A 13,668-nucleotide genomic window follows, 5' to 3' on the forward strand; every position below is an offset into this window, starting at 1 on the left:
GTGCGCGATGGCGGGCAGTCTGCCTCCTAAGGCGTTATCGCCACCTTCAACACGCCATCGCGCTGGTGGCTGAAGAGGTCGTACGCGGCCTCGATGTCATCCAGCTTGTAGCGATGGGTGACCATGGCGCCCAGGTCGACGCGGCCGCTGGCAATGACCGACATCAACCGGCGCATGCGCTCCTTGCCGCCGGGGCACAGCCCGGTGACGATGCGGTGGTCGCCGAGGCCGGCGGCGAAAGCGTCCAGCGGAATGGTCAGGTCGCTGGAATACACGCCCAGGCTGGACAGGGTGCCGCCCGGGCGCAGCACGCGCAGCGCCGCCTCGAAGGTTTTCTGCGTGCCCAGCGCCTCGATCGCCACGTCCACGCCGCGGCCGCCGGTCAGCTGCATGACCTGTTCGACCACGTCGCCCTGGCTGGCATCGACCACATGGTCGGCGCCCAGCTTGCGCGCCATCTCCAGGCGCCCTGGCAGCATGTCCACGCCGATGATCATGCTGGCGCCACTGAGCCGGGCCCCGGCGGTGGCGCACAGGCCGATCGGGCCCTGGGCGAACACGGCCACGGTGTCGCCGATGCGCACCTTGCCGTTCTCGGCGCCGCTGAAGCCGGTGGACATGATGTCCGGGCACATCAGCACCTGTTCGTCGGTCAGCCCATCGGGCACCGGCGCCAGGTTGACCATGGCATCGGGCACCAGCACGTACTCGGCCTGGCAGCCGTCGATGGTGTTGCCGAACTTCCAGCCGCCGATGGCCTTGAAGCCATGTTCGGTGCCGGCGCCGTCCTGCGAATGCTGGCCGCACAGGCAGGCATTGCTCCAGCCGCTGGGGGTGATGGCCCCGGCGATCACCCGCTGGCCCTCCCGATAACCCGTGACGGCCGAGCCCAGCTTCTCGATCACCCCCACCGGCTCATGGCCGATGGTCAGCCCGCGGGCGACCGGGTACTCGCCCTTGAGGATGTGCACGTCGGTCCCGCAGATGGTGGTGGTGGTGATCCGCAGCAGTGCATCCAGTGGCCCCACCTCGGGGATCGGCTTGTCGTCCAGCACGATGCGGTTGGGCTCGACGAAGATCGCGGCTTTCATCATGGCCATGGGGGTGCTCCTGGGTTCGGGGGAACACCACCTTAGGCGCGTGGTTGTCAGGAGTTGTTGAGCTGGATCAATCCGGGTCGCTATCAGGACAGTCCATCTCCCAGAGCAAGCGTTCAATACCCGCCCAGTACCATGATGCGATCGACCGTCGAGAACCCGCATGCCCAGACGCATTGATAACGCCGCCCTTCGCGACCGCCTGATGTCCGCTGCCGATGCCGCCGCACTGATCATGCCGGGCGACACCGTGGCGATGAGCGGCTTCACGGGGGCGGGGTATCCGAAGGCGGTGCCGCTGGCGCTGGCGGCGCGGATGGAGGTGGCGCATGCGGCGGGGGAAGCGTTCCGCATCAAGCTGCTGACCGGCGCATCCACTGCACCCGAGCTCGATGGCGCGCTGGCCAAGGTCGGCGGCATGGAGTTGCGGCTTCCGTATCAGTCCGACCCGGCGACGCGCGCGCGCATCAATGCCGGCGAGATGGAATACATCGACCTGCACCTCAGCCACGTCGCCCAGTTCGCCTGGTTCGGCTTCTTCGGCGACATCGACGTGGCCGTCGTCGAAGTGGCTGGCATCCTCGAGGACGGACGGCTGGTGCCTTCGACCTCGGTAGGCAACAACAAGACCTGGCTGGAGCAGGCCGGCAAGGTGATCCTGGAGGTCAACCGGCGCCAGTCGGCCGGGCTGGAAGGCATGCACGACATCTATTACGGCACCGCCCTGCCGCCGCACCGGCTGCCGATCCCGCTGCTCAAGCCCGATGACCGCATCGGCGAGGCCTACCTGCGCTGTGATCCGGACAAGGTCATCGCGGTGGTCGAGACCGACGCACCCGACCGCAACACCCACTTCGCCGCACCCGATGCCACCTCCGAGGCCATCGCCGGGCACCTGCTCGAATTCCTGGCCCACGAGGTCAAGCGCGGGCGCCTGACCCCGCAGTTGCTGCCGTTGCAATCGGGCGTCGGCAACGTCGCCAATGCCGTCCTTTCCGGCCTCGCCGCCGGCGGTTACCGCGACCTGACCGCCTTCACTGAAGTGATCCAGGACGGCATGCTGGGGCTGATCAAGCAGGGCGTGCTGCGCATGGCCTCGGCGACCTCGTTCTCGCTCAGCCCGGCGGGCATCGCCGAGTTCGATGCCCACGTCGAGTTCTACCGCCAGCGCATCGTGCTGCGCCCGCAGGAAATCTCCAACCATCCCGAACTGATCCGCCGGCTCGGCTGCATCGCCCTCAACGGCATGATCGAGGCCGATATCTACGGCAACGTCAATTCCACCCACATCGCCGGCGGCCGGATCATGAACGGCATCGGCGGCAGCGGCGACTTCGCCCGCAACAGCTACCTGTCGGTGTTCATGGCCCCGAGCACCGCCAAGGACGGCGCGGTGTCGGCGATCGTGCCGATGGCCAGCCACGTCGACCACACCGAGCACGACACCATGGTGGTGGTCACCGAACAGGGCCTGGCCGACCTGCGAGGGCTGTCGCCCAAGCAGCGCGCGCAGGTGGTGATCGAACGCTGCGCGCATCCGGAGTTCCGCCCGCAGCTGCAGGACTACTTCGACCGCGCCTGCCGCGACGGCTACGGCGGCCACACCCCGCACCTGCTGGGCGAGGCGCTGTCATGGCACCAGCGTTTTATCGAAACCGGAAGCATGCAGGTGGCGCGTTAGCCAATCAGGCTGGGTATCAGAAGGGTGGCGCGCCACCCTCTGAAGCCCGGGCGTGGGTATCGGGAGTGTCGCGCTCCACACTCAAAGCCTCGCGCGTGGGCATCGGGAGTGTCGCGCTCCACACTCAAAGCCTCGCGCGTGGGTATCGAGAGTCTCGAGCGCCGCCCTCAAAGACCCGCGCGTGGGTATCGGGAGTCTCGCGCTCCACACTCAAAGACCCGGGCGTGGGTATCGGGAGTGTCGATCGCCACCCTCAAAGACCCGGGCGTGGGTATCAGGAATGTCAAACGCCACCCTCGAAGACCAGGGCCTGGGTATCGGAGTATTGAGCGCCCCACTTGGCGATCCCGACCGCTGATGGATCTCGCAGGGAGCCCCGCTATCGCATTCAGGGCCGCCCCTTGCACCACACAACTCGGCGAAGCCCGGAAACGGCCCCCTCCCTTGCGCAGCAGGGGAGGGATGGGGAGGGGTGCCTTTTGCGTGGGAATGAAAGTGGGAAGTATCGCTTCTGACTTTTGCGAGGGGGAGGACATCAGTCAAGTAGGTAGACCCCGCCAAGAGCACCCCTCCCCCTCCGCTGCTAGCCGCAGCGTCGAGGTCCCCTTTGCTTCGCAAAAGGGAGGGGGCTGGTTCCAGCACGCTGATGGATCGTGCAAAAGGCCCAGCTCGCGGCTTAGCGCTCCCCTTGCTGCGCACAACGGAGGGCGCTGAGTTCCGCGCGCTGATGGATCCCGGTGAGCCCGGCTACCGCTTCCCTTTAAACTGCCCCACCTCCTCGGAACCGTCCCATGCTCCGACTCACCGACCTCAAGCTCCCGCTGGACCATGACCAGGCCGCATTGCCGGCGGCCATCGTCGCGCGGCTGGGCATTGCCGCCGACGAGCTGACCCGCTTCAGCATCGCCAAGCGCAGCTACGACGCGCGCAAGCGTGGTGCGATCACCCTGATCTATGCGGTGGACGTGGACACGCCCCGCGAGGCCGACCTCCTGCAGCGCCTGCAGCCGGTGGACGGCAAGCTCGGGCCGACACCCGACACCACGTACAAGCCGGTCGCCCGCGCGGTTCCCGGCCCGGCCCTGCGCCCGCTGGTGGTCGGCATGGGTCCCTGCGGACTGTTCGCAGGTTTGATCCTGGCGCAGATGGGCCTGCGGCCGATCATCCTGGAGCGCGGCAAGAACGTGCGCGAGCGCACCGTCGACACCTTCGGCCTGTGGCGCAAGAAGATCCTCAACCCCGAATCCAATGTGCAGTTCGGCGAGGGCGGCGCCGGCACCTTTTCCGACGGCAAGCTCTACAGCCAGATCAGCGACAAGCGGCACTACGGGCGCAAGGTGCTGACCGAATTCGTCAAGGCCGGCGCGCCGGAGGAAATCCTCTACGTCAGCAAGCCGCACATCGGCACCTTCCGGCTGGTGTCGATGGTGGAAAGCATGCGCGCCGACATCGAGGCACTGGGCGGGGAGATCCGTTTCTCGCACCGCGTAGACGACGTGCTTATCGAAACCGGCGCCGCCGGCACCCGCCAGGTACGCGGCGTGGTCCTGGCCGACGGCAGCGAGCTGCGCGCCGACCATGTGGTCATGGCCCTGGGTCACAGCGCTCGCGACACCTTCTTCATGCTGCACGAACGCGGCGTGTTCCTTGAAGCCAAGCCTTTCTCCATCGGCTTCCGCATCGAACATCCGCAGTCGCTGATCGACCGCGCCCGCTTCGGCCCCCAGGCCGGGCACCCGCTGCTGGGCGCGGCCGATTACAAGCTCGTGCACCACTGCCGCAACGGCCGTTCGGTCTACAGTTTCTGCATGTGCCCGGGCGGCACCGTGGTCGCCGCGGCCAGCGAACCGGGGCGCGTGGTCACCAATGGCATGAGCCAGTATTCGCGCAACGAGCGCAACGCCAACGCCGCGATCGTGGTCGGCATCACCCCCGACGATTACGCCGAGTTCGATCCCAGCGGCAGCCCGCTGGCCGGCATCGCCCTGCAGCGGCATTGGGAAGAACAGGCGTACCGGCTGGGTGGCGAAAGCTACGATGCGCCCGGGCAGCTGGTGGGCGATTTCCTGCAGCAGCGCGCATCCACCGGTTTCGGCAGCGTGCTGCCTTCGTATACACCGGGCGTGACCCTGGGCGATCTGTCCACTGCCTTGCCGCGCTACGCCATCGAGGCCATCCGCGAGGCCCTGCCGGCGTTCGACAGGCAGATCAAGGGCTTCGCCATGGACGATGCCATCCTCACCGGCGTGGAGACACGGACGTCCTCGCCGGTGCGCATGACCCGCGGTGTCGACGGCCACAGCCTCAATACGCGCGGCCTGTTTCCAGCGGGCGAGGGCGCGGGTTATGCGGGCGGCATCCTGTCGGCGGGCGTGGACGGGATCCGGGCGGCGGAGGCGGTGGCGATGGAGATGGTGGCAGCGGGAATGGCACGCGCGATGTAGCGGGCGATTCCCCTCTCCCTTGCGGGAGAGGGGTGGCCGGAACTATTGGCAATGAAGGCCGATGGGAACTCGAGTGCCGAAGAGCCAAAGCACGCATCGCTGCGCTCGCGTCCCCTCTCCTGCCCTGCGGGCATCCTCTCCCGCAAGGGGAGAGGAGTGGAGCCTCGACTCAACGAACGACACTTTCATATCCGTCATGCCAGCATGCCGCGTGAGCTACGCGCACAATCCCGCGCATACCCGCGGCCTGGACGACCGGAGCCTTCGATGAAATCCCGCAACACCAGCAAGCCCGACAACGACGACGACCAGCCACGGCTGGCGGTGCTGATCGATGCGGACAACGCGCAGCCATCGGTGATCGAAGGGCTGCTGGCCGAGGTGGCCAGGTTCGGGGTGGCCAGCGTCAAGCGCATCTATGGCGATTTCACCAGCACCCGCATGACCCAGTGGAAGGCCGCGCTGCTGCGGCACTCGATCAGCCCGGTGCAGCAGTTCGCCTACACCAGCGGCAAGAACGCCACCGACAGCTCGCTGATCATCGACGCCATGGACCTGCTGTACACCCGGCGCTTCGATGGCTTTTGCCTGGTCTCCAGCGACAGCGACTTCACCCGCCTGGCCCAGCGCCTGCGCGAGGAAGGACTCACCGTGTATGGATTCGGCGAAAAGAAGACCCCCGATCCCTTCGTCCAGGCCTGCGACAAGTTCATCTACACCGAAGTGCTGCGAAGCGCCGCGGCGGGCAGCGAAGCGGCGGCCCCGGCAAAGCCGGCGCGGAAACCACGGAAAGCCGGTGCAACCACGTCGCCGGCACCGCCGCCGGTGCCGCCCACGCCGGTGGAGTCCAGGGACAAGCCCAAGGACAGGGAACGGGAGCGGGCCACCGAACCCCTGCCGCTGGCGCTGATCCGCCAGGCCATCGAAGAAGCCTCCGATGAGAATGGCTGGGCGTTCCTGGGCAGCGTGGGAAGTTACCTGAACAAGATCCGCCCTGATTTCGACCCCCGCCTGTACGGCCACCGCAAGCTGAGCGACGTCTTCAAGCGCCAGCCTGTGCATTTCGAGGTCGAGGAGCGGGCGGTGGAAGGGGCCTCGAACAAGCAGGTCTACATCCGGTTGCGGGGCTGAGCGCCGAATCCAGGGCCTCGCAGTCATGGCTGAAGGCGGGAATTGACGCATCGTTAACGTTTTCAAATTATCTTGTGCGACCGCAGCCCGTTCGTTGCAACCGGACCTTCAATGCAGTTACCGAAAGATGCCCGCCTGCCGCGGTGGGAGTGGCAACTGCCCCTGCTGGGCCTGGCCATATTGCTGATCGTGGTGGTCCCTGCGGCGCTGCTGCAGCGCCTCGCCTCACAGGCCCATGCAGCCAACGAGGCGGTGACCCACTCCTACCAGGTCGGGGCTGCGGTGCGCTCCCTGCGGGTGGAGCTGCGCGAGATCGAACAGTCCGCGATGATCATTTCGATGGGCAGTGGCACGCAGCGCACCAGGGACCGGGTCCGCAACTCCGATGCCGCCCTCGGCAAACTGATGCAGGACGTGATCGGCCTGACTGAGGACAACACGGCGCAGCAGGTCCGGCTGGGGCAGTTGAAGGAGCTGATCGGCCGGCGCCTGTCCGTGATCCGGCGCATTGCCCAGACCCCCGCGGCCGAGGCCAAGCCCCTGCTGCAGGAACTGGTGCTGGAGTTGCCGGTGTGGCCGCTGCTGGACGAGATCCTGGCCACCGAACAGGTGCTGCTGGCCGAGCGCAAGCAGGACGCGGAACGCCAGTACCGCCAGGCCGTATGGCTGCGCTGGGGCGCCACCGCGGTGCAGGTACTGCTGCTGGCGCTGGTGCTATACATGCTGCGACGCCTGATGAGCCAGCGCCTGCAGGCCGAACGCGCTTCGTTGCGCGCCAGCGCGCGGGCCATGGCCGTGCTGCAGACCGTGCGCGAGCCCATCGTGCTGCTGGACGCGAACCAGCAGGTGATCATGCACAACGCCGCCTTCTCCGAGCTCTACGGACTGGACAAGGACACCACCGTGCACGCGCTGGACGAAGTGGGGGAGGGTGCCTGGAAGGACCCGGTGATCCGCCAGCGCCTGGCCGACGTGCTGGCCCGCGGTCGCGAGCTGTGGGACTTCGAACACGAGCAGCGCACCGCCGCCGGGCTGCTGCGCACCCTGCTGATCAACGCGCGGCTGATGGTGCTGCCGGACAAGGACGACGGCGTGGTGCTGATGACGCTCAGCGACATCAGCGTCCAGAAGGCCACCCAGCAGCGCATCACCGACCTCAACCGCCAGCTCGAGGGCAAGGTCGACCAGGTTTCGGACGTCAACCGCGAACTGGAGGCCTTCAGTTACTCGGTCTCCCACGACCTGCGCGCGCCGTTGCGGCACGTGGCCGGCTTCTCCGACAAGCTGCGCCGGCACCTGGGCGAGGACGCGGACGAGAAAAGCAGCCATTACCTGAAGGTGATCGGCGATTCGGCCAAGCGCATGTCCGAGCTGATCGACGACCTGCTGGTGTATTCGCGCCTGGGCCGCAGCGCGCTGCGCCTGCAGGCGGTGGACATGCAGTCGCTGGTCGAGGAAACCCGCTCGATGCTGGACGCCAATGCCCGCAATGAACCCGGCCACGAAAGCCAACGCATCGAATGGAAGATCGGATCGCTGCCGATGCTGGTGGCCGACCAGAACATGATGCGGCAGGTCTGGCAGAACCTGCTGGGCAATGCGATCAAGTACAGCGGCAAGCGGCCGGTGGCCGTGATCGAGGTCGGCCATGAGCTCGACGCCGACGGCAGCCACCACTTCAGCGTCCGCGACAACGGCGCCGGTTTCGACATGGAGTACGCCGGCAAGCTGTTCGGGGTCTTCCAACGCCTGCACAAGCCCAGCGATTACGCCGGCACCGGCATCGGCCTGGCCAGCGTGCGCCGGGTGCTGACCCGCCACGGCGGCCGTATCTGGGCCGAGGCCGCGGTCGACCAGGGCGCCACCTTCCATTTCGTCATTCCACCCGCGCTTGATGCGCCCACTTCCCACGAGTACCCCTGAATGAGCGCAATCCGCACCATATTGCTGGCTGAAGACAGCGCCGCCGACGCCGAGATGGCAGTCGACGCGCTGCGCGAAGCCAACCTGGCCAACCCCATCGTGCATGTCGAGGACGGGGTGGAAACCATGGATTACCTGCTGCGGCGCGGTGCCTGGGCCGACCGGCCCGAAGGCCTGCCGGCAGTGCTGCTGCTGGACATCAAGATGCCGCGCATGGACGGGCTGGAAGTGCTGCGGCAGGTCCGCAGCCACGAGCAGCTGAAGAAGCTTCCGGTGGTGATCCTGTCGTCCTCGCGCGAGGAAAGCGACCTGGCCCGCAGCTGGGACCTGGGCGTGAACGCCTACGTGGTCAAGCCGGTGGACGTGGACCAGTTCTTCCAGGCGGTGAAGCTGCTGGGCACGTTCTGGGCCGTCATCAACGAAGCGCCCGGCAAGGACTGACTGAATGCCGCATACCGCCGCGCCGCTGGGTCCGGTCCGCATCCTGCAGGTGGAGGATTCGGAGATGGACGCCGAGCTGATTTCCACGCAGCTGCTGGACGCCGGCCTGGAGGCCGAATTCCTGTGCGTGGACTCGGCCGACGGCCTGCGGCGCGCGATCGAAGACTTCCATCCCGACCTGGTGCTGTCGGACCTGAGCATGCCCGGCTTCTCCGGCCACGAGGCCCTGCGCCTGGTGCGCGAAAACCTGCCGCAGGTGCCCTTCATTTTCGTCTCCGGGACCATGGGCGAGGAAACCGCCGTGCAGGCGCTGCAGCAGGGCGCCAGCGACTACATCCTCAAGGACAAGACCGCGCGCCTGCCGAACGCCGCCGCGCGCGCGATCCGCGATGCGCGCAGCGAGGTCGAACGCGAGCGCGTGGAAAAGGAACTGTTGCGTTCCCAGCGCCTGGACTGCCTGGCCATGCTCGCCGCCGGGCTCAGCCACGACCTGCGCAACATCCTGCAGCCGCTGCTGATCGTGCCCGACCTGCTGGCCATCCACAGCGACAATCCCAAGGTCCACAAGCTGGGCGAAGTGATCTCCGAATGCGGCCGGCGCGGCCATGAGATGGCCGAATCGATGCTGTCGTTCGTGCGCGGCTCGCGCGCGGCCAGCGAACGTGTCGCCGTGGCGTCATTGTTCCAGGCCGTGCAGATGCTGCTGCAGGGCAGCCTGCCCAGAGGGGTGCAGCTGCAGGTCGACAGCGTGCCCGAGGATCTGGTCGTCAATGCCAACTACACCGAGCTGCAGCAGGCCCTTCTCAACCTGGGGCTCAATGCCGTCCAGGCCATGCCCCAGGGCGGCATCCTGACCCTGGCCGCGGGCCGCAGTGACGTCGACGGCAACGAACAGGTGAGCATCTGCGTCACCGATACCGGCATCGGCATGGACGCGCAGACCCGGGCCCAGCTGTTCACTCCTTTCTTCAGCACCAAGAGCGACGGCACCGGGCTGGGCCTGATGTCGAGCAAGCGCATCGTGGAAAGCTACCTGGGCCGCATCGACGTGCGCAGCGAACCGGGGGCTGGCACCACCTTCGAAATCCTGCTGCCGGTGGTGCAGGAAACCGACTACAGCCTGGACGCCGCCGAGGGCCATGGCCAGCGCATCCTGGTGGTCGACGCCGACGCCACCCGCCTGTCGCTGGTCGGCAATGCACTCAGCAGCCAGGGCTACGATCCGCTGCTCGCCCACGACGGGGTGATGGCTTTGCGCGTGCCGGGCATCGAGCTGCCCGAGTTGCTGATCATCGACAGCGACCTGCTGCGGGACGCGGCGGTGAACCTGCTGCAGGCCTTGCGCGAGAAAGGCTATGCCGGCCCGGTCATCGCCCTGGACGACGCGGCCGCGCCGCTGGCGCAGGGCGAGCTGGAAGAAGACGTGTCGCTGCAGGTGCTGCACAAGCCGCTGGCCATGCGCCAGCTCTTCCACGCCGTGGAACGCGCGCTGGCGCCCGCCAGGAACCACTGACGCATATCAGGTCATCCCCTTCGCAGGACGGGGCCGGGGATGAGCTCCTGATCCCGGTGGCTTGGTGTTCCAGCCGACGGCGTGATCGTGCGATTCTTCGTCCATGAATGCCCGTCCCAGCGCACCCTCCTGCGAACGCAACCGCGATCCCATCCTGCAGGTGCTGCGCGTGCACCTGGCCGCCTGCACGCAGGTGCTGGAAATCGGCAGCGGCACCGGCCAGCACGCGGTGCATTTCGCCGCCGCCATGCCCTGGCTGCAGTGGCAGACCAGCGATCGTCCCGATTACCTGCCCGGCATACGCGCTTGGCTGGCGCATGCGGCGCTGCCCAATACGCCCGCGCCGCTTGAACTGGACGTCGCCACCGGCCCGTGGCCGCGGCAACGCTTCGATGCGGCCTTCACCGCCAACTCGCTGCACATCATGGGCTGGGAGGAAGTGCAGGCCTGTTTCGCCGGGCTGGGGAAGGTGCTGGCGGAACGCGCGACGCTGGTGGTGTACGGCCCGTTCAATTACGGCCAGGCCTTCACCAGCGCCAGCAACCGTGACTTCGATGCCTCGCTGCGCGCGCGCGACCCGCGCATGGGCCTCCGTGATTTCGAAGCGGTCGATGCCCTGGCCCGCGACATCGGCCTGGCCCTGGTCGAGGATGTGGCCATGCCCGCCAACAACCGCTGCCTGGTCTGGCGCCGCTGAGCGCGTTGCTCAGTCCAACTGCGTTTCGCAATCCGCTGGCCCCAGAGGACGCGGCCCATCGGCACGCAGCTCCAGCCTGCCGCTGACCCGCGCCAGTTCGCGCACATAGGCATCGGTGAACACGGTGGCGCAGCGCCGCGACAGATGCGACCACTCCGGCGCGTCCAGTCCGCGCATCGCTGGATAGTCCTCGAAATGCAGGCCGCGCACGCCGGCGGCCCGCAGCAGGGGATCCCAGCCGCGCCGGCGCGGCAGGCTTCTTTCCTCCCCGATGCGCAGCGCCCCGGCCGAGGGCGGGCGCACGAAGACCACGTCGCCGCCGCGGGCGCGGATGCGGCTGACCGCCTCGCGGGTCAGGGCCAGGGTGCGGGCAATGACGGGGTCGGATGGCGGCGGCCTGGGTGGCTGCCCCGCTCGCGGCATCCACACCGCGCGCGCGTGTTCGCGCAGGGGCCGGTCGGTCTCGATACGCGGCCACATCGACGATTGCCGGTCGGCGCCGCTGACGCGCAGCTTCCACACGTCGTAGCGCGGGCTCGACGCACCGGGCCGGGTATCGGGGTCCAGTCGATGCACCAGCGTGCTCAGCCGGTAGTTGTCGTCCAGGAAGGCCAGCCGCCGTTCCAGCACGCGCTGCAGCAGCAGGCCGCTGCGACGCGACGGCGCCTCGTAGTGATACACGTCCAGGGCATCGCCCATCAGTCCGGCCTCATCGCGGAAATAGGAACGGTCGGCGATGCCGACGATGGCCAGGCCGTGGAAATCCGGATCGCCGGCCAGGTCATGCAGGAACGGCCTTGCATTGGTGCCCGGCAGGGCCAGCTGGACCGGACGTACTCCCGTCAGCTGCTGGAAGCGGTCCATGTCGGTGTCGAACAGGATGCGCGAATCTCCCACGATGGCTACCGCCACGTCGCCGGCATCGATGCGGCGGCGCTGTTCGGCCCAGGCCGAGCCACCGTCCTCCAGGTCGCCCGCTTCCAGCCCCAGCGTGCGCATCCGCCATTCCCAGGCGGTCAGCAATACCGTGAACAGAAGCAGCGCGACCCACAACATCGGCACCCAGGGTCTGTCCGGCACCGGCCGTACCGGCACCGGCTGGGCCACGCCCGGGCGATCGGCGGCGGTCAGGCGCTCGGCGCTTTCGCGGCGCTGCCCGCGCAGGGACTCAGAACTGGAAGTAGATGAAGGCACTGCCCTTCCCCTGTTCGATGACGATGGCGAAAGCCAGCAGTCCCCACAGCACCGCGATCACCCTCGGCGGCGTCTTCGCCAGCAGGCTTTCCACGGTGGTGTCGCGCATGCGCCAGTGGGTGATGAAAATGCCCGCCACGATCAGCGCCACCGCCAGCAGGTGCACCAGCGGCAGGATCGGCGCAGCGCCGGGGTTGAAGCCGAACATGCCGCGCAACACCGACCAGGCATCGGTGAAGGTCCTGGCGCGGAAGAACACCCAGGTGATGTTGACCAGGGCGTAGGTCAGCACGCCGAGCGAGAGCAGGGCGAAGGGCCCCGGCCGCCAGCCGTCGAAGCGCGCGCGCAGCAGGCGCTCGCCCGAGAGGTACAACCCGTGCAGGCCGCCCCAGGCCACGAAGGTCCAGCTGGCGCCATGCCAGAGGCCGCCGAGCAGCATGGTTCCCATCAACGCGAAGTAGGTGCGCACCGGGCCATGGCGGTTGCCGCCAAGCGGGATGTACAGGTAATCGCGCAGCCACGAGGACAGGGTGATGTGCCAGCGCCGCCAGAAGTCGGAGAAGCCGATGGCCGCATAGGGAAAGCGGAAGTTGTCGGGCATGGCGAAGCCCAGGCACAGCGCCGCGCCGATCGCGGTGGTGGAATAGCCGGCGAAGTCGCAGAAGATCTGGCCGCTGAAGGCCAGCGTGCCCATCCACGCATCCAGCGCGCCGGGCACAGTGCCGGACTCAAACACCCGGTCGGAGGGATCGGCCAGGAAGCCGTCGGCCAGCACCACTTTCTGGAACAGGCCCAGGGTCATCAGCGCCAGCCCGAAACGCAGCTGGTCGGCGCTGGCGCGGCGCGGGCTGGCGAACTGCGGCACCAGTTCGGTGGGTCGCATGATCGGGCCCGCCACCAGGTGCGGGAAGAAGGTCACGAACAGCGCGTAGTCGAGGAAATTCTTCGCCGGCTGCGCACGCCTCAGGTAGATGTCCAGGGTGTAGGACAGGGTGGCGAAGGTGTAGAAGGAAATGCCCACCGGCAGCACCATGTCCCAGGCCGGCGGCTGGTAGGCCACGCCCACGCTGGCCGCCAGCGCCTGGAAGTTCTGCAGCAGGAATTCGCCGTACTTGAAGTAGGCCAGCATGCCCAGGTTGACCACCACCGACAGCAGCATCCAGGCGCGGCGCGCGTGCTTGCCCTGCGCGCGCGCCAGCGCCTGCGCGGCATACCAGTCGACCACCGTGGAAATCCACAGCAGCAGGATGAAGGGCGGGTTCCACGCCGCATAGAACACGTAGCTGGCCAGCAGCAGGTTGATCTTCTTCGTGGTCCACCGGAACGGCAACGCGTGCAACGCCAGCACCAGGGCAAAGAACAGGATGAATGTCAGTGAGTTGAAGACCATGCGCGCCCGCCACGGACTGGGCGCCCGACAGGAACTGCTAACGCGCAGGGGTGCGTGCACAGGCCAGGGGAGCGGCGCCAACGCAGGGGAAGGCGCGCGGCATTGGACGTGCAATGGTGAATGAAGTCTGCACGTGACCCAGTTGACTGCGTAGGCA

General features: G+C 67.5%; 10 protein-coding genes. 7 read left to right on the forward strand and 3 right to left on the reverse strand.

What is annotated here, in order from left to right; genetic code table 11:
• Positions 1 to 26: 26 nt before the first annotated feature.
• Positions 27 to 1,100 carry an NAD(P)-dependent alcohol dehydrogenase gene (locus tag DT603_RS08630; RefSeq protein ID WP_162349478.1) on the reverse strand — a complete coding sequence of 358 codons (1,074 nt, stop codon included), beginning with the start codon at positions 1,098 to 1,100 and terminating at the stop codon, positions 27 to 29.
• Positions 1,101 to 1,260: 160 nt separating this feature from the next.
• On the opposite strand from DT603_RS08630, the gene scpC reads away from it, so the two are divergent.
• The 7 genes from scpC (at position 1,261) to DT603_RS08665 (ending at position 10,927) form a co-directional block, all read left to right on the forward strand.
• The gene (gene scpC, locus DT603_RS08635) at positions 1,261 to 2,778 is read left to right on the forward strand and encodes a succinyl-CoA:acetate CoA-transferase ScpC (protein WP_162349479.1); all 1,518 of its coding nucleotides are present in this window, start codon (positions 1,261 to 1,263) and stop codon (positions 2,776 to 2,778) included.
• Positions 2,779 to 3,569: 791 nt separating this feature from the next.
• Positions 3,570 to 5,222 (forward strand): NAD(P)/FAD-dependent oxidoreductase, encoded by a 1,653-nt coding sequence (locus DT603_RS08640; protein WP_162349480.1) that lies wholly within the window; start codon positions 3,570 to 3,572, stop codon positions 5,220 to 5,222.
• A 267-nt stretch (positions 5,223 to 5,489) separates the two neighbouring features.
• Complete coding sequence (locus DT603_RS08645) at positions 5,490 to 6,353, forward strand: NYN domain-containing protein (protein ID WP_162349481.1); 864 nt, start codon at positions 5,490 to 5,492, stop codon at positions 6,351 to 6,353.
• A gap of 111 nt (positions 6,354 to 6,464) precedes the next feature.
• Entirely contained in the window at positions 6,465 to 8,276 is a 1,812-nt protein-coding gene (locus DT603_RS08650; RefSeq protein WP_162349482.1) for a sensor histidine kinase, read from the forward strand.
• Positions 8,277 to 8,717 (forward strand): response regulator, encoded by a 441-nt coding sequence (locus DT603_RS08655; protein ID WP_162349483.1) that lies wholly within the window; start codon positions 8,277 to 8,279, stop codon positions 8,715 to 8,717.
• 4 nt (positions 8,718 to 8,721) lie between these two features.
• Positions 8,722 to 10,230, forward strand: a complete 1,509-nt coding sequence (locus DT603_RS08660) for a response regulator (protein WP_162349484.1) — start codon at positions 8,722 to 8,724, stop codon at positions 10,228 to 10,230.
• A 103-nt stretch (positions 10,231 to 10,333) separates the two neighbouring features.
• On the forward strand, positions 10,334 to 10,927 hold the full coding sequence (locus DT603_RS08665) for a DUF938 domain-containing protein (protein ID WP_162349485.1): 594 nt from the start codon (positions 10,334 to 10,336) through the stop codon (positions 10,925 to 10,927).
• 9 nt (positions 10,928 to 10,936) lie between these two features.
• Here DT603_RS08665 and DT603_RS08670 read toward each other — a convergent pair whose 3' ends face one another.
• Both DT603_RS08670 and DT603_RS08675 read right to left on the reverse strand, forming a co-directional pair.
• Positions 10,937 to 12,121, reverse strand: coding sequence for a hypothetical protein (locus DT603_RS08670; protein ID WP_162349486.1), 1,185 nt, complete (start codon positions 12,119 to 12,121; stop codon positions 10,937 to 10,939).
• Entirely contained in the window at positions 12,096 to 13,511 is a 1,416-nt protein-coding gene (locus DT603_RS08675) for an MBOAT family O-acyltransferase (RefSeq protein ID WP_162349487.1), read from the reverse strand. Before DT603_RS08675 ends, DT603_RS08670 begins: the two co-directional genes overlap by 26 nt.
• Positions 13,512 to 13,668: the final 157 nt, after the last annotated feature.

Origin of the sequence: Pseudoxanthomonas gei (assembly GCF_010119615.1) — a bacterium.
Taxonomy (GTDB): Bacteria; Pseudomonadota; Gammaproteobacteria; order Xanthomonadales; family Xanthomonadaceae; genus Pseudoxanthomonas_A; species Pseudoxanthomonas_A gei.

Coding starts and splice junctions, on each gene's coding strand:
- DT603_RS08675 (WP_162349487.1), bottom strand. CDS start 13,511: ATGGTCTTCAACTCACTGACATTCATCCTGTTCTTTGCCCTGGTGCTG.
- DT603_RS08665 (WP_162349485.1), top strand. CDS start 10,334: ATGAATGCCCGTCCCAGCGCACCCTCCTGCGAACGCAACCGCGATCCC.
- DT603_RS08660 (WP_162349484.1), top strand. CDS start 8,722: ATGCCGCATACCGCCGCGCCGCTGGGTCCGGTCCGCATCCTGCAGGTG.
- DT603_RS08655 (WP_162349483.1), top strand. CDS start 8,277: ATGAGCGCAATCCGCACCATATTGCTGGCTGAAGACAGCGCCGCCGAC.
- DT603_RS08650 (WP_162349482.1), top strand. CDS start 6,465: ATGCAGTTACCGAAAGATGCCCGCCTGCCGCGGTGGGAGTGGCAACTG.
- DT603_RS08645 (WP_162349481.1), top strand. CDS start 5,490: ATGAAATCCCGCAACACCAGCAAGCCCGACAACGACGACGACCAGCCA.
- DT603_RS08640 (WP_162349480.1), top strand. CDS start 3,570: ATGCTCCGACTCACCGACCTCAAGCTCCCGCTGGACCATGACCAGGCC.
- DT603_RS08630 (WP_162349478.1), bottom strand. CDS start 1,100: ATGGCCATGATGAAAGCCGCGATCTTCGTCGAGCCCAACCGCATCGTG.
- scpC (WP_162349479.1), top strand. CDS start 1,261: ATGCCCAGACGCATTGATAACGCCGCCCTTCGCGACCGCCTGATGTCC.